We start from the raw sequence: 15647 nt of genomic DNA on the forward strand, positions 1-15647 counted from the left end.
CCTGCGACCGTGATCGGTCCCGCAGCGACAAGTTACTCGAAATTCATACGTGATAGTACTGGAACAGGTTACTGCGCACAGTGCTCGCGATCCTCCGCGGCGCTCACCCGAGCGCCGCGGGGACCGGCAGCCGACTACGGGTTCATCTCGAACGCGCCCGCATGACTCATCACTTCCTCGTGCAGGCGTGCGGTTCGCTCGCCGTCGATGATCGGCTTACGCAGCACACTGAGCGCCCAATCCTGCTGCGCCGTGGTCGAGGAGGCCTTCGAGAACACTCCGAGCGCGTAGGCGGAGAAGTCGCGCACGAATATCTCGAAGATCGAATCCACGATGTCCTCGGACGCTCCGGTGATCTCGGCTTGCTCCAGGATGAGCTGCCCGTAGGGCAGCAGCGTGAACAACTCCCCCACCGCGAGCTGGTAGTCCAGATCCTTGAGCTGGTCGGGGGTGGGCGGCGCCTCCACGGGGAACTGAGTGAACCGCTCGGCCTGCTCGAGGAACAACGCCACATTCGGCACATGCCGATAGCGCGCGTACGCGGGCCGCCAATCCGCGAATCGCACCGCGCCGAGACCCGCAGCGCCCGGTTGCCGGAACAGCGATTCGTCGTCGCCGGCATCCCGTCGCACCGGCACCGGCGGCAGTTCCGCCGGGTTGAACAGGAAGTTCGGCATGAACTTCAAGGTCAAGGCCATATTGACGTGCGCGGTGCCCTCGAGCCGCGGCATCGAATCGATCGTGCCGCGGGCCGTCGAGAAGTAGGAGTCCTTCTCGAACCCCTTGGCGGAGATGACATCCGAGAGTTCGCGGAACACGCGCTCGGCCTCGCGGGTGACCTTCATCTTGCCGATGGAGTTGAACATGACGAAGCGGCGATCCTCCGGCGTCGAGCAGCGCATGTAGTCGATCGCTCGTTCGTGGTAGAGCCGCATGGCGTTCATGCGCACGTAGCTGTCGCTCAGGATCTGCCGCACCTGCGGGAAGTCGGTGACGGGGTGTCCGAACAGGATCTTGGCGCTCGCCTGGTTGATCGTCTCGTAGAAGCAGTGCTGGACGATTCCCAGCGCGACCATTCCGATGTTGAACTTGCCGCAGTTGACCGCGGCGAGCGCGGAGTCGAATGCCTTGCGGCCCACGTGCAGTATGTCGTCGGCCGAGACGGGGTAGTCCACCAGATCGTAGGCGGAGACGAAGTTCTGGCCGTGGATGACGTTCTTGACCAGCCGGTAGTTCGGGTGCTGACTGTCGGCGATGAACCAGACGTACGCGTCGGCGCCTTCCAGGTCGGTGCGCCTGCCGATGGTGGGCACGATCCTCGCGACGTTGCCGTTGCCGATGTAGTACTTGCTGCCCGTAGCGGTGAACCCACCCGCTCCGTCGGGGGTCAGCAGCATGTCGGTGGCGTAGATGTCGGCGCCGTGGTCCTTCTCCGACAGTCCGAACGCGATGATCCCGCCGCGGTCGAGTTCCTCGGCGGCACGCAGATGCGCCTTGGCGTTGGCGCTCTGCCAGATGGTGGCGAGACCGAGCGTGGAAACACCCCACGCGTACCAGTACTGCGATCCGTAGAAGCCGGTGATCTCGTTGAACCGGGAAATGAAAGCGGTGTCCCAGCGCTTCTCCGGGTCCGCGCCCGAGATCGACCGGGGGGTGGCCATGTAGGCGATGATCCGGCTCTCGGCGAGGAACCGCATCCAGTCCTCGTACCACTCCCCCCGGTGCGCGTCACTGGTCAGCGCCTGCTTGCCCTTCCGCTCGAAGAAGTCGACCACCGACCGCAACCGAGCCCCGGTGAGGGGATCGAACTCTTCGAACGTCGCGGTTTTCGGGTTGAACAGGGCCATGACGACACCTTTCATACTGATGGCGGGTGCCATCACTTTAGAACTGACGGCACCTGCCGTCAATCCACCGACAGGGTTCGGCGACCGACGGTGAGCGTCTCGGCGATGTGGTCGGCGACCTGCTCGCGCGTCGCGCGCAACGTGCCGTTCGACCAGGCCGAGAACAGGCCCGCGCAGGCACCGGCCACGGTGACCGCGACCAGATCGCGCCGCACGGGATCCCGGATATCGGCGCAGAAACGATCGCGGATCAGGCGGGTGAACGAGGGCACGGCAGTGCGAGGACCCGCCCCGCAACGGTCCCGGAGTACGGCTCCATCAAGAACAATTTGGCCTTACGCGGATCCTCCAGCACCTTGTCGACCAGCAGCATCGTCAACCACTGCTCGGGTTGCGGCGATGCCGTCCCGGCGCGCGCCGCGTCCAGGAATTCGGCGCAGACCTGCCGATACAAGAGATCGAGTAGTTCCTCCCTGGTACCGAAGTTCTCGTAGAAGTACCGCGTGGTGAGCCCGGCCCGCCGGCAGACACCGCGCATGGTGACACCTGCCGCCCCGGACTCGCCGATCAAGTCGAGTGCCGCTTCCAGCAGGGCGGACCGACGCGCCCGCCGCCGCTGAGCCAACGTGGTTCCGGCCCAGATGCGTTGTCCCGCATGAAAATTACCGCCGTCGATCGGGGCCACACTGCCATTACCTGGCGAGCGCCACGACGCAGGCGCGGCTCGCGGCGCGAAACGCGGCCACCGTGGCGAGAAGCTCGTCGTGCATCTCGGCGAGGTCGTCCTCGGTTGCGCGCCCGGCCGCAGAGCCGGTGGAACGCGACCTGCTCACATACTCTGAATGCTCTGCCAGAACTTTTATTTCGCGTACATAGGAGTGCAATGCCGCGTCTTCGGGCGTCGACAAGGCCTCCGCGGTGAGCAAGGCGCAGCGGGCCACGATGTCCAGCAGTTCGGCCGTGCGCTCCGGGATCCGCCGCGCGGAGTGGATCGCCGCGAGTTGGGCTGCGGATTCCATATGGTCGGCGACATAGTCGAGCAAGCACGCGGCGCGGCACGCATCGGCGAGGCGATCGCCGCCGATGACCCCGCATTCACCGGCGGCCATCAGGTCGAGCACGACGCGGTCGGTGGCATCTTCGATGCGACCGATATCCGCCCGGATACGCGATCGCCGCGCACCCGGTTCGGCGAGTTCGCCGAGTCTCGCCGCCGCGTGCACGAGCGCGGTGGCGATGACTCGGAGGTAGATGAGGACCGCGCCATCGGCCACCCTCGCGACAGGCGGGTCGTCCACGGTCGTCGCCCGATCGAACCGGCCGCCTGTTCGCGCGAACAACGATCCTCCTCTCCGGCGGTCACCCCACCGCTGCGCTCGCCACTCTGATAAGAATTGATAGTAACATAATGCTTGAATGCGCAGCTAGATAGGTTTAATGTCCACAAACAGGGACAAACATAGATGCTCTGTGGCCGGACTCGACCAATCGGCATGCGAGGCACTACGCGCGGCCGCAACAGGTCGGCGCGGGAGCGGATCACCCTCAGCGGAGCCTCTTCGGAGCGGGCGGGCACCGGCCCGAATCCGCGGGTCGCGCGGGGGCCGGTGCCGAACGGACACTCAGGATGTCGTCGCCTCGATGAGGCGCTGCCGCAGCCAGATCAACGGCGTCACCGCATCGGGACCGATGGCGTACGAGGGATAACTCTGGTGAACGCCGGACTTCAGGAATTCATCGATCTGCCGCCTCCGCTGTTCGTACGCGGCGGTGTTGAGCTGATCGGACAGCAGGCCGAGGCCGCCCGCGGCCAGTGCGTCACCGATGATTTCGGCTGCCTGTCGCTGGTAGTCGTCCATGTTCGCGGGATCCGGATTCGACAGCTGCACGAAGAATCCCGCGATGCGCCCGGCGAAGTCGCCGTCCGGCATCGCGCAATACAGATCACCCGTGACACAGAAGGTGTATGTCCGCGCGGAGAGCCAGCCGAAACCACCCGGGCGAGGCCCGATCGCGCCCGCGCCGGGAACGGGCGGGCCGATCAGGATGTCGCCGGGTGAACGACGAGGATCGGAAATCAACCCGACCAGCACGACCCGGTGCGGCGGCACCACACCCAGGCCGGTGCCGATCTCCGCCGCGAGATCACCCGCGGCGTCGGCGCCTTGGCTGTAGCCCAGCAACGCGATCCGGGTGGCTCCGCACGCCTGCGCCACCGCCGACACCAGGTCACGCGCTTTGTCGATCGCCTCCTGTTTGGAGCGGCCGTACACCTCACCTTCCCAGGGGAAAGCCGTCGCCGCGTAGTGGACATAGTCGACCTCGACATCGCCGGGCAGATCATTCAAGCTCAGCGCGAGCATCCCTTTGCCAGGATCGGCGTTGGACGTCTCCCAGGTGCCGGGGATCGCGACGACGTACATCTCCGGGCAATGCGCCGGTACGCCATTGGCGACGGGTACGACACCGAACGGAATGGTCGTCACCGCCACCGCAATACACGCAGCGGCAAGGGTTTTCCATCGAGTGAACATCGGATACTCCAGGTACTCGGCACCGAGGCTGCGCGATCCGCGCGGTTTCGGCGACGGACGGGAACGAGGGCCGGGTCAGCGGAGCCGGTTCGGTACCGGCGGATCGGTCATGTCGTTCGGGCCGTACCGAGTTCGACTCCTCGGAGATCCGGTCACTTCCGTTCGTGACCGCGCAACGGGTTCCGATGCCGCGCGTCGCCTCAGTACATCCATGCCTGCACCACTCCTCATCGAGCCGAGCACCGATCGTGCGCGCGCAAGCGTCCGCACGATGCACAGACAGAATATCCATTAACTTAATGGTCGTCCAGCGTGCCTGGCGCGCCCTTCTGCATCCTGTCGCAGTCACCTACCTGCAAGAAGGGCACGATGTCATCCGCCGCCGGATCGAGTGCCGCGTGACACTCGGCTTCAGCACCGGGCCCGCCGCACCAGTGACGGTTCCGAACTGGATGGGCACCGACGGCATCATGCCGCGTCGGACATCGGATTCCCTCCCCCACGGTGCAACCTTGCGAAGCAAGAGCACCTGAATCATCGGTCACATATCGACACGATCGAAGGCATGATGGCGCAGGTTCGGCCGCGGTGGTCACCGGCGCCGCCGTACCCGAGCACCCATCGGAAACCTCCGCGAACCGCTGAACCCATGCGGCGATGGGGGGAACAGCGGGCGATCACCGATAGACGATGCTCTTGGCCCCCACCATGCGCACGAGACTGAAGATCGGCACCCCGATCACCAGATGTTCGACTCCGGTGGAGATGCCCACCCAGAGGTCACTGGACAGGGCCAGTGGAATGATCACCGCCGCGGCGGTGAGGATGCCGACGATCCAGCCGAAGAACAATTCCGGCGACGGAGTACCCAGGCGCAGCAGATACCACAGCACCCCGCCCAGCAGCGCGCAGATGAACGCCACCACGGCGAACCAGTAGGCGTCCTGGGCCATCGGGTTCCACACCCCGAGCTTGCCGCTCTCGCTCACGCGAGTGGAGATGATCTCGATGATCCACGCGCACAGCCAAGCGGCCAGCGCCGTCACCACCGCCGCCGCGATCACACCGCCGACGAACATGCCGATATTGACGTCCGGCTCCTGCCGCGAGCGCGGCTGCCTACCCGGACGTTCGGGGTGCTGATACGCGCCGTGCCCGGCATCCTGACCGTACTCGGAGGCCTGGTCGTATCCGTGTTCCTGGCCGTACGCCGGGGATTGGCCGTATCCGGGCTCCTGGCCGTACGCGGAGGGCTGGCCGTACGCGCGATCGGGACCGCGCCCCGAAGGCTGACCGTATCCACGATCCCGGTCGTATCCGCGATCCTGGCCGTACCCGGGATCACGGTAATCGCCCGGCTGATAACCGGGTTCGTAGCGTGCGGTGTGCTGGTCGCGCGGATCCATGGGATTCAACCGCCGATCACCTCCGTGGAAAGCATGCGTGTGCGTCGAGTGTAGGGCGGGACCGAAACGGCCGCTGGGTCCCTACCCAACTCGCGTCACCTGGTGACCGCGCATGACATCGCGACGCCGCACCCGCACATCCGCGCGTGGGTGGCGCGACGGCGAGAGCGTCGCCCTCCGCGCTGCGCGAAACTTCAAGCGACGACCGCTCGTTGCGGGACGCCGACGTAGGCGCTCAGCGGCCGGATCAACGCGTTCGACTCGCCTTGCTCGATGATGTGGGCGGTCCAGCCGGTGATGCGGCTCATCACGAAGATCGGGGTGAACGCCTCGATGTCGAACCCGAGCAGGTAATACGCGGGGCCGGTGGGAAAATCGAGATTCGGCGCGATGCCGGTGGCCTCGCGCATGGCGCGTTCGACGGCCTCGTACATCCGCACCCATTTCCGGCCGCCGGTCGCCGCGGCGATGTCCAGGAAGGCCTTCTTCATAGTGGGGACACGGGAGTCGCCGTTCTTGTAGACCCGGTGGCCGAAGCCCATCACCTTTTCTCCGCGGGCCAGCTTGGCACGCACCCAGTCCTCGGCCAGCGCGGGATCGTCGATCTCCAGCATGTCGCGCATGACGGCTTCGTTCGCTCCGCCGTGCAGAGGCCCTTTCAGCGCGCCGATGGCGGCGGTGACGGCGCTGTAGATGTCCGACAGCGTGGAGGTCACGACACGGGCGGCGAAGGTGGAGGCGTTGAAGCTGTGCTCGGCGTACAGGATCAACGATACTTCGAACGCCTCGACCAGCTCGCGTGCCGGGACGGCGCCGAAGCACATGTTCAGGAAGTTCTCCGCGTATCCCAGGTGGGAGTGCGGTGGGATCGGGTCGAGGCCATGGCGACGGCGGTGGTCGGCAGCGACGATGGTCGGCAGCACCGCGAACAGGCGCAGTGCCTTGGCACGGTTGGCTTTCGCGGAATTGTCGTCCTCGGCCGGGTCTTCGGCGCCCAGATAGCTGATGGCGGTGCGGACCACATCCATCGGGTGGCAGGTGTCGGGCAACTTGGCCACCAGCGACAGCAGTGACCGGTCGACTCGGCGGGACGCGCGTTCCCGCTGCTGGAACAGCGCCAGTTCCGCGTCCGATGGCAACTCGCCGTACCAGAGCAGATACGCCACTTGCTCGAACCCGCAGTGCGCGGCCAGGTCTTGCACGGCGTAGCCGCGGTAGGTCAGGGAGTTTGTTTCCGGCACCACTTTCGAGATGGCGGTGGTGTCGACGACGACCCCTGCCAGGCCTTTGCAGATGGTCGGCCTCGCGGTCTCCGGCATCACTGGTTCCTTCCCGGAGTGAAATCGAAAATCTCCGAATCGAATTCGCTGTATCGCTCGTACTGGAGCAATTCGTAGAGACGAGAACGGTGCTGCATGCGATCCAGCAAGCCCGCTTGCGTGCCCTGCTCGAAGATCTCCCGTAATCCGGCTTCGGCCGCGAACATCGCCAACCGCAGTGTGGACACCGGGTAGATCACCGCGTTGTAGCCGATCTTCTCCAGTGTCGAAGCGGAAATGAGTTCGGACTTCCCGAATTCGGTCATATTCGCCAGCAGCGGGATCGCCACCGCGGACCGGAATCTCTCGAAGTCCGCGACCGTGTGCAGCGCTTCGGTGAAGACCAGATCCGCGCCGGCCGCGACGTAGGCTTTCGCCCGATCGATCGCGGCGTCGACGCCTTCGATCCCGGCGGCATCGGTGCGCGCGCAGATCACGAAGTTCGGATCCCGCCGGGCGGACACCGCGGCCCGGAGTCTGCGCACCATCTCCCCGGTCGGCACCACGGCCTTGCCGTCGAGGTGACCGCACCGTTTCGGGTTCACCTGATCCTCGAGGTGGCAACCGGCGATGCCTGCGTCTTCCAGGATGGAGACGGTGCGCGCGGCGCTCATCGGCTCTCCGAAGCCGGTGTCGGCGTCGATGAGCACCGGCAGATCGGTTACTCGCGCGACCTGCAGGCCGCGCTCCGCCACCTCGGTCGAGGTGGTGAGACCGATGTCCGGCAACGCGAGATCGGCCGAGACCACCGCGCCGGAAACGTAGACGCCTTCGAAGCCGATCTCCTGGATCAGTCTGGCCACCAGCGGATTGAACGCACCCGGCAGACGCTGAAGACGGTCCGAGGCGAGCCCCGCGCGGAACGCGGCGCGTTTGTCGGCGGCCGAGGTGGCCGCGGCCAGCAGTCCCGTCATCAGAACAGTCCCTTCGGCAGCTTCGGTGCACGCGCCAGAACGTCCTCGGACACGGTGAGATTCAGCTGCGGCAGTTCGTCGGCGGACAACACACCCGTGCGCTGTGCGACGTCGAGGAAGCGGTCCTGTTCGGCCGGGTCGATTACGCCCTCGGCGAGGGTGCGGAACTTCGCGATGTACTGGTCCCGGGCGAAGGGCCGCGCGCCGAGCGGATGCGCGTCGGCCACCGCCAGTTCGTCGACGATGACTTCACCGCTGTCCAGCGTGACCTCCGCGCGAGCGCCGAAGGCTTTCTCGTTCGGGTCGGTCGAGTGATAACGCCGGGTCCACTCCGGGTCCTCCGCGGTGGAGATCTTGCGCCACAACTCGACGGTGTCGGGCCGCTGCGCGCGCTCGGGGGCGTAGGAGCGTTCGTGATGCCAGGCGCCGTCCTGCAAGGCGACGGCGAAGATGTACATGACGGAGTGATCGAGGGTTTCGCGCGACGCCTTCGGGTCGAACTTCTGCGGGTCGTTCGATCCGGTGCCGATCACCACGTGCGTGTGGTGGCTGGTGTGCAGCACGATCGACGCGATCCGATCCAGGTCGCCGATTCGCTCGCGCATCCGGCGGGCCAGGTCGATCGGCGCCTGGCTCTGATATTCGGCGGAATGCTCCTTGGTGTAGGTGTCCAGAATGCCGCGTTTGGGTTCACCCGGGCCGGGCAGCGGCACCGAATACTCCTTCTCGGGGCCGCCGAGCAGCCGGGCGATGACGCCGTCCTCGCCTTCCCAGATCGGCGCGGGCGCGCCTTCTCCGCGCAAGGCGCGATCGACCGCCTCCACCGCCATCTTTCCGGCGAAAGCCGGCGCGTATGCCTTCCAGCTGGAGATCTCACCCTTGCGCGACTGCCTGGTCGCGGTGGTGGTGTGCAGCGCTTGGCCGATGGCCTGGTAGATGGTCTCGGCGCCGAGCCCGAGCAGGGTGCCGATACCGGCGGCGGCGGAGGGGCCGAGGTGGGCGACGTGGTCGATCTTGTGCTCGTGCAGGCAGATCGCCCGCGCCAGATCCACCTGGATCTCGTATCCGGTCGCCAACCCTCGGATCAGATCGCGGCCGGTGCGTCCGGCGTGCTGGGCCACCGCCAGGATCGGCGGGATGTTGTCGCCGGGGTGGGAGTACTCCTCGGCCAGGAAGGTGTCGTGGAAGTCCAGCTCGCGCACGGCCACGCCGTTCGCCCACGCCGCCCACTCCGGTGCGTAGCGGCCGTCTGCGCCGAAGACGGTCGCGCCGGGCTGATACGGGTGCGCCAGTGCCTGGGCGCGGGCGTTGGCCACCGGACGGCGCGTCACCGACGCCGCCGCGACCGCCGCGTTGTCGATGATCCGGTTGACGATCATCTCCTCGGTCTCCGGCGCGACCGCCACCGGGTCCGCGGCGACCTCGGCGATCCGCCAGGCGAGATGCTCCTCGCGCGGGAAACGCTCAGCGGAGCGGTGGGTGCGGACGAGGTGATTTTTCACGAGGTGGGCCTCCAGACAACAATTTCCGTGTTCCTGAATTCGGACATTACCCACGCCGATACAGGCGGGAAATCCGTCGCAAATGCGGAGATTTGCGTTTTCGAATCAGCGAAGTTGTGGAGTTTGCGAAAATCCGTGGCGATACATGTCGCCCTGCGCCGAGCCAGGTATGTCCGGTACGGCGGCACTGGCCCGCCGGCCCGACGGTCCGGATAATCGGTATGGAGGGCAGCGCCTCTGCTGGGCCCGGCACGCGCCCCCGAGCGGTTACCGGCCGGATCGCCGCGATTAGCACAGAAGCTGGGGGATCCGGCGCTCCACGACTGTGCCGTGCAGCCGCAGCGGCCGCTGTGGCGGCCGTCGGTGTTCAACGAGATCGCCCAATTTCTTCGGGAGTGGCCATGGATCCGGTCGCGCAGTATCCGGGGTTCGTGATCGTCACCCACGCCCTGAACATTTTGTTCGTCACGTTGCTGATCCGTTCCGGCGTCGAGGTGCTGTCCTCGCTGCCCAAGTTGTATTGGAGCGACGGCTGTCCACCCGGTCGGGAGTGGCTGCGCTTGTCGCGCAAGAACTACGGCGCCGATTCCCGCAGGCCGTGGGTGTCGCTCGACGAGGAGGAGGCCTGGCACCCGGTGATCGCGCTACCCGGCCGTCGCAACCTCGGGCTGGGCCGGCACTGGCACTTTCTCACGGTGCAGTTCTGGATCCTGACCGGACTGGTGTACGTCGCGATGGTGTTCGCGACTGGGTACTGGCGCTACTTGATACCGACCCACTGGAGCATCGTTCCCGAGGCCGTCCGCGACATCGGCACCTATCTGCATTTCCAGCTCGCCCCCCAGTTGCCCGGTGAACCGTTCGACGCCGCGCAGAAGCTCACCTACTTCGCCGTCGTCTTCCTGCTCGCACCGCTGCAGATCGCGTCGGGAGCGGCCATGTCACCGGCGGTGCTGGCCCGCTTCCCCCGCTACGGACGCCTCTTCGGCGGCAAACAGGGCGCGCGCAGCATCCATTTCCTCGGACTGTGCGCGTTCTGCGCGTTCATCGTGGTGCACGTGTTCATGGTCGTCGTGCACGGCGTCCCCAGCGAATTCGGCAAGATCTTCCTCGGCTCCCTCGACGCAAGCCCGGTCCTGGCCACCGTCACCGGCAGCCTGGTGCTCATCGCCATCGTGGCGGTGCACATCGCCGCGACGATCTTCTCCCGCACCCACCCACGCCGCGCCCAGCGGCTGCTCGGCGTCCTGGTGCATCGCTTCGAATACGCCCTGTCGCTACTGGGGCAGTCGCGACAGCGGTACCGCCGCAGCGACATCTCCGAATACCACCGGGTCAACGGTTACCCGCCCGCCGACGACGATTACCGGCGGCTCGCGTCCGACGGATTCCGCGACTATCGCCTGCCCGTCGGCGGCCTGGTCGCGCACCCGGTGACCCTGTCGCTGCGCGAACTCGCCGACCTCGGATTCACCCGGCAGATCACCAACCACAACTGCATCCAAGGATGGAACGGCATCGCCGAATGGGGTGGCGTCCCGCTGTCGGCACTCATCGACCACGTCCGGCCATCCGCCGCCGTGACCCACATCGTCTTCTACGCCATGGACGACAAAGCACTCACCGAAGGCCACGGCCGCCACGGCTACTTCTACGAAGCCGTCCCCATGCCCATCGCTCGCGCGCCCCAGGCCCTGCTCGCGATGGAGATGAACGGCGCGCCACTGCCGATCGAGCACGGGGCGCCGCTGCGCCTGCGGCTGGAGAACCAGCTCGGATACAAGATGGTGAAATGGATCGAGGCCGTGGAATTCGTCGACGACATCGAGCACATCGGCATGGGCCACGGCGGATACCGCGAAGACCAGTTGTATTACGCGAACGCCCCCGGCATCTGATCGGCGAGGAACCACCATGAGCGGCCCCATCGAACGAGCTACCGATCCGACCCAACTCGCCGTCGCCCGAGTGCGCGCCCGGGTGCTCAGCGGGCGCGGCCCGCATCCCGACCCCGAGGAGCAGCGGCGCGCCCAGTACTTCCGCGACTCACTCGGCGCTCTGCCCGCCCCGATCGAACGTGAACTCGTCGCGCTGGCCGCCGAACTCATCCGCACGAGCCCCAGCGGACCCATCCTCGACCGGCTCCGCGCACGCTTCGAACAGCTCTACACGCACTGGGCGCCAGAAGGCGTCCGCGTGCCCAGTGCCCGGCTCACGCCCGCATGGACAGCACCCGACTCCGCCGCCGACTCTCGACGTTCGGCCACACCACCGGAAGAGCGCTGTTGACCGCCGAACCCGACCGGAGCCGCATGCCAGGCAGCTCCTGACCCGGCGTCCACCAGCGAGGCGGCGGTGGCACCCATCGCACTGCCGATGCGAACGCTCGTTATGAGCCCCGGCCGACGTGCAGTTCGTCGCGCATCCGTTCGCGCATGTGTGGGTAGTGGAGTTCGAAGGCCGGGCGTTCGGACCGGATACGGGGCAGTTCGTAGAAGTTGTGGCGGGGAGGCGGGCAGGTCGTGGCCCATTCGAGGGAGTTTCCCGCGCCCCAGGCGTCGTCCACGGTGACCACCTCGCCGTAGCGGTAGCTGCGGAACGCGTTCCACACGAACGTGATCATCGAGACGCCCAGGATGAACGACCCGACGGTCGAGACGGCGTTCAGCGCGGTGAACCCGTCGGTCGGTAGGTAGTCGGCGTACCGGCGGGGCATGCCCTCGGCGCCCAGCCAGTGCTGGACGAGAAAAGTCGTATGGAAGCCGACGAAGGTCGTCCAGAAATGCAGCCTGCCCAGGCGTTCGTCCATGTAGCGCCCGGTCATCTTCGGGAACCAGAAGTAGATCCCGGCGAAGGTGGCGAAAACGATCGTGCCGAACAGCACGTAATGGAAGTGTGCCACGACGAAATAGCTGTCGTGGATCTGCCAGTCCAGCGGCGGGCTCGCGAGGATGACACCGGACAGTCCACCGAACAAGAAGGTCACGATGAAGCCGACGGCGAACAGCATCGGTGTCTCGAAGGTCAGGTTCCCTTTCCACATGGTGCCGATCCAGTTGAAAAATTTCACCCCGGTCGGCACCGCGATCAGGAAGGTCATCATCGAGAAGAAGGGCATCAGCACCGCGCCCGTGGCGAACATGTGATGCGCCCATACCGCTGCCGACAGCAAGCCGATCGAGATGGTGGCGTACACCAGAGGTCCGTAGCCGAACAGGGGTTTGCGGCTGAAGACGGGAAGGATCTCGCTGATGATCCCGAAGAACGGCAGCGCCACGATGTAGACCTCGGGGTGTCCGAAGAACCAGAACAGATGCTGCCAGAGCACCACCCCACCGGTGGCGGGGTCGTAGATGTGCCCGCCGAGGTGCCGGTCGTAGGCCAGCGCCATCAGGGCGGCGGTGAGGATGGGGAACGCGAGCAGTACCAGGATGCTGGTCACCAGGATGTTCCACCCGAACATCGACATCCGGAACATCGTCATACCCGGCGCACGCAGGCACACGATGGTGGTGATCATGTTCACCGCGCCGAGAATGGTGCCGAGACCGGACACGGCCAAACCCATGATCCATAGATCGGCGCCTGCTCCCGGCGCATGGACGATATCGCTCAGCGGCGTATACGCCGTCCACCCGAAGTCAGCGGCTCCCCCCGGAGTGACGAATCCGGACACCACCATCGTCCCCCCGAACAGGAACAGCCAGAAGCTCAGCGCGTTCAACCGCGGAAACGGCACGTCGGGTGCGCCGAGTTGCAGGGGCAGGACCGCGTTGGCGAATCCGAAGACCGTCGGAGTCGCATACAGCAGGAGCATGACGGTGCCGTGGATGGTGAACAACTGGTTGTACTGCTCGGGCGACAGGAACTGCAGGCCCGGCCGCGCCAGTTCCGCGCGCATGAGCAGCGCCATGAGCCCGCCGAGCAAGAAGAAGGCGGTGGCGGCGACGAGATACATGATCCCGAGCACCTTGGGGTCCGTCGTGGTGACGACCCGCCACAGCACCGCGCCCTTCGGAGCGGTGCGCGCCGGATACGGCTTGGTCGGCGTGAGCTGCGGTGTGAGTGGATACGACACCTGAGTCATCGAAGCTCCTCATCTCCTGCCGGGGCTCGGAACCACCCTCCGATGCCGGACGCGAACCCCGCCCGCCGGTCGCGGAATCCCTGTGGTGGCCGCCGACCACGACCCGGCGAACGGATCGAGACGTTCACCCGCGGCGGCCGGGGACGAATTCCTGGAATTTGGTTTTCGCGCCTTGCGCCACGAGATGCCAGGCGTCCGGGTCGCCACGCAGAACCGCTTCGGCGGTCGATCTCATCTGCTCCCAGGTGGCGTGCGGGGGAATCGGCGGCACCTCCGGATCGCAGCGGACGTCGAGCACGGTCGGCCGCTCGGCCGACAGCGCCGCTTCCCAGGCGGCCGCGAGGTCGTCGGGATCGTCGACGGCGATGGCGCCCAGCCCGTAGGTGCGGGCGAGCTCGGCGTAGGACACCTCCGGCAGCGACTGTGATTCCTCGAATTTCGGCGCGCCGCCCATCGAACGCAGTTCCCACGTCACCTGGTTCAGGTCGTTGTTGTGGAACACGCACACGACCAGCCGCTGATCGCGCCACCGCTCACGGTAACGCCTGATGGTCAGCAACTCGCCCGCGCCGTTCATCTGCATCGCGCCGTCGCCGACGAGAGCGACCACCGGCCGGTCCGGGTGGGCGAATTTCGCGCCGATCGCGTACGGCACACCGGGCCCCATGGTGGCCAGTGTCCCCGACAACGAGCCCCGCATCCGTCCGCGGAACCGCAGGCAGCGCGCGTACCAGTTCGTGGACGACCCCGAGTCCGCGGTCACGATGGCGTCTTCGGGGATGCGCCGCGACAGCTCCCACACCACCCGCATGGGGTTGACCGGCTTCGCGTCCAGCATCGACTGGCGTTCGAGCGTCTCCCACCAGCGAGTCACGTTGGATTCGATCGTCTCCCGCCAGCTGCGATCGGTCTTGCGGCGCAGCAGCGGAAGCAGTTCGGCGAGCGTGCTCTTCGCGTCGCCGACGAGATTGACCTCGGTGGGGTATCGCATGCCGATCATCGCGCCGTCGATGTCGATCTGCACCGCCCGCGCCTGACCGAATTCCGGGAGGAACTGCGAATACGGGAAGTTCGATCCGATGATCAACAGGGTGTCGCAGTCGCGCATCAATTCATAGCTGGGCCTGGTGCCGAGCAACCCGATCGATCCGGTGACGTACGGCAGCTCGTCGGACAGCACGTCCTTGCCCAAGAGCGCCTTCGCCACCCCCGCTGCGGTGATCTCGGCCAGCTCCATCACCTGGTCGGCGGCATCACGAGCGCCTTGCCCGACGAGGATCGCCACCCGCGACCCGGCGTCGATGATCTCGGCCGCCCGCTCGATGCCCGCGCGGTCGGCGGTGACCGTGGCCCGCAGTGCCGCCGGAGGGCTGGAGGGGATCTGTTTGAACGCGTGCTCGGGCGGCTGATACGGCTCCTCCTGCAGATCGGAGGGGATGATCAACGCCGTGGGGGCACGCCGGGCCGCCGCGATGCGGAACGCGCGGTCCAGCGCGTTGGGCAATTGATCGGGAACGTTGACCTCGACCAGATAGTCCGAAGCGACATCCTTGAACAGGCTCTGCAGATCGACTTCCTGCTGATAGCTGCCGCCCATCGCGCTGCGCGCGGTCTGCCCGACGATCGCGACGACCGGCACGTGATCGAGCTTCGCGTCGTAGAGGCCGTTGAGCAGGTGGATCGCACCGGGACCCGACGTGGCGGTGCAGACGCCGACCTCGCCGCTGAACTTCGCGTAGCCCACCGCCTGGAAAGCGGCCATCTCCTCGTGGCGGGCCTGGATGAAGGCCGGTTCGTTGCCGGCCCGCCCGAACGCCGCAATCAAGCCGTTGATGCCGTCGCCCGGATAGCCGAACACCTGTTTCACGCCCCAGTCACGCAGCCGTCGCAAGACATAGTCGGCGACCTGGTCAGCCATGTCGTTCTCCTGTCCGCCTTCGAGGTGTCGTCTCCGCGGGCCGATTACCCCGGCGAACAGGCCTCAACCCGGCATACGCGGTCCGCGCGAGGGTATTCGCGCTGTGTTCTCGCCTGTTCC

At 66.4% G+C, this 15647-nt stretch carries 13 protein-coding genes; 2 read left to right on the top strand and 11 right to left on the bottom strand.

Annotated elements, in window-relative coordinates:
• Positions 1-134 precede the first annotated feature (134 nt).
• The 9 genes from NB3_RS20205 to prpD form a co-directional block, all read right to left on the bottom strand.
• Positions 135-1847, bottom strand: coding sequence for an acyl-CoA dehydrogenase family protein (locus NB3_RS20205; protein WP_067805780.1), 1713 nt, complete (start codon positions 1845-1847; stop codon positions 135-137).
• Between the two features lie 59 nt (positions 1848-1906).
• Complete coding sequence (locus NB3_RS36305; RefSeq protein WP_244891993.1) at positions 1907-2119, bottom strand: hypothetical protein; 213 nt, start codon at positions 2117-2119, stop codon at positions 1907-1909.
• Complete coding sequence (locus tag NB3_RS20210; RefSeq protein WP_244891994.1) at positions 2098-2532, bottom strand: TetR/AcrR family transcriptional regulator; 435 nt, start codon at positions 2530-2532, stop codon at positions 2098-2100. The genes NB3_RS36305 and NB3_RS20210 overlap by 22 nt, the downstream gene beginning before the upstream one ends.
• 7 nt (positions 2533-2539) lie before the next feature.
• Positions 2540-3187: a hypothetical protein gene (locus NB3_RS20215; RefSeq protein ID WP_157111905.1), complete on the bottom strand. Its 648-nt coding sequence runs from the start codon at positions 3185-3187 to the stop codon at positions 2540-2542.
• A 282-nt stretch (positions 3188-3469) separates the two neighbouring features.
• A complete protein-coding gene (locus NB3_RS20220; protein WP_067805663.1) occupies positions 3470-4381 on the bottom strand; it encodes a cutinase family protein in 912 nt (303 codons plus the stop codon).
• A 677-nt stretch (positions 4382-5058) separates the two neighbouring features.
• The gene (locus NB3_RS20230; RefSeq protein WP_084823507.1) at positions 5059-5787 is read right to left on the bottom strand and encodes a DUF6069 family protein; all 729 of its coding nucleotides are present in this window, start codon (positions 5785-5787) and stop codon (positions 5059-5061) included.
• Positions 5788-5981: 194 nt separating this feature from the next.
• The gene (locus tag NB3_RS20235; protein WP_067805674.1) at positions 5982-7106 is read right to left on the bottom strand and encodes a bifunctional 2-methylcitrate synthase/citrate synthase; all 1125 of its coding nucleotides are present in this window, start codon (positions 7104-7106) and stop codon (positions 5982-5984) included.
• Positions 7106-8020 (bottom strand): methylisocitrate lyase, encoded by a 915-nt coding sequence (prpB, locus tag NB3_RS20240; RefSeq protein WP_067805676.1) that lies wholly within the window; start codon positions 8018-8020, stop codon positions 7106-7108. The genes NB3_RS20235 and prpB overlap by 1 nt, the downstream gene beginning before the upstream one ends.
• On the bottom strand, positions 8020-9522 hold the full coding sequence (prpD, locus tag NB3_RS20245; protein ID WP_067805679.1) for a 2-methylcitrate dehydratase PrpD: 1503 nt from the start codon (positions 9520-9522) through the stop codon (positions 8020-8022). Before prpD ends, prpB begins: the two co-directional genes overlap by 1 nt.
• 401 nt (positions 9523-9923) lie before the next feature.
• Here prpD and NB3_RS20250 point away from each other — a divergent pair, with 401 nt between their 5' ends.
• Both NB3_RS20250 and NB3_RS20255 read left to right on the top strand, forming a co-directional pair.
• On the top strand, positions 9924-11420 hold the full coding sequence (locus NB3_RS20250; protein ID WP_067805681.1) for a molybdopterin-dependent oxidoreductase: 1497 nt from the start codon (positions 9924-9926) through the stop codon (positions 11418-11420).
• Positions 11421-11436: 16 nt separating this feature from the next.
• Entirely contained in the window at positions 11437-11811 is a 375-nt protein-coding gene (locus tag NB3_RS20255; RefSeq protein WP_067805683.1) for a hypothetical protein, read from the top strand.
• A 100-nt stretch (positions 11812-11911) separates the two neighbouring features.
• On the opposite strand, the gene ctaD is transcribed toward NB3_RS20255, so the two are convergent.
• Together ctaD and NB3_RS20265 are read right to left on the bottom strand one after the other, a co-directional pair.
• On the bottom strand, positions 11912-13609 hold the full coding sequence (gene ctaD / locus NB3_RS20260) for an aa3-type cytochrome oxidase subunit I (RefSeq protein WP_067805686.1): 1698 nt from the start codon (positions 13607-13609) through the stop codon (positions 11912-11914).
• Between the two features lie 124 nt (positions 13610-13733).
• Positions 13734-15527, bottom strand: a complete 1794-nt coding sequence (locus NB3_RS20265) for a thiamine pyrophosphate-requiring protein (protein WP_067805688.1) — start codon at positions 15525-15527, stop codon at positions 13734-13736.
• Positions 15528-15647: the final 120 nt, after the last annotated feature.

It is taken from the genome of Nocardia beijingensis NBRC 16342, from assembly GCF_001612785.1.
Classification (GTDB): Bacteria; Actinomycetota; Actinomycetes; order Mycobacteriales; family Mycobacteriaceae; genus Nocardia; species Nocardia beijingensis.

Bases quoted from the DNA above. Each gene is read 5' to 3' on its own strand.
- NB3_RS20230 (WP_084823507.1), bottom strand. From the start codon at position 5,787: ATGGATCCGCGCGACCAGCACACCGCACGCTACGAACCCGGTTATCAG.
- NB3_RS20265 (WP_067805688.1), bottom strand. From the start codon at position 15,527: ATGGCTGACCAGGTCGCCGACTATGTCTTGCGACGGCTGCGTGACTGG.
- NB3_RS20220 (WP_067805663.1), bottom strand. From the start codon at position 4,381: ATGTTCACTCGATGGAAAACCCTTGCCGCTGCGTGTATTGCGGTGGCG.
- NB3_RS20205 (WP_067805780.1), bottom strand. From the start codon at position 1,847: ATGGCCCTGTTCAACCCGAAAACCGCGACGTTCGAAGAGTTCGATCCC.
- NB3_RS20235 (WP_067805674.1), bottom strand. From the start codon at position 7,106: ATGCCGGAGACCGCGAGGCCGACCATCTGCAAAGGCCTGGCAGGGGTC.
- NB3_RS20255 (WP_067805683.1), top strand. From the start codon at position 11,437: ATGAGCGGCCCCATCGAACGAGCTACCGATCCGACCCAACTCGCCGTC.
- ctaD (WP_067805686.1), bottom strand. From the start codon at position 13,609: ATGACTCAGGTGTCGTATCCACTCACACCGCAGCTCACGCCGACCAAG.
- NB3_RS20250 (WP_067805681.1), top strand. From the start codon at position 9,924: ATGGATCCGGTCGCGCAGTATCCGGGGTTCGTGATCGTCACCCACGCC.
- prpB (WP_067805676.1), bottom strand. From the start codon at position 8,020: ATGACGGGACTGCTGGCCGCGGCCACCTCGGCCGCCGACAAACGCGCC.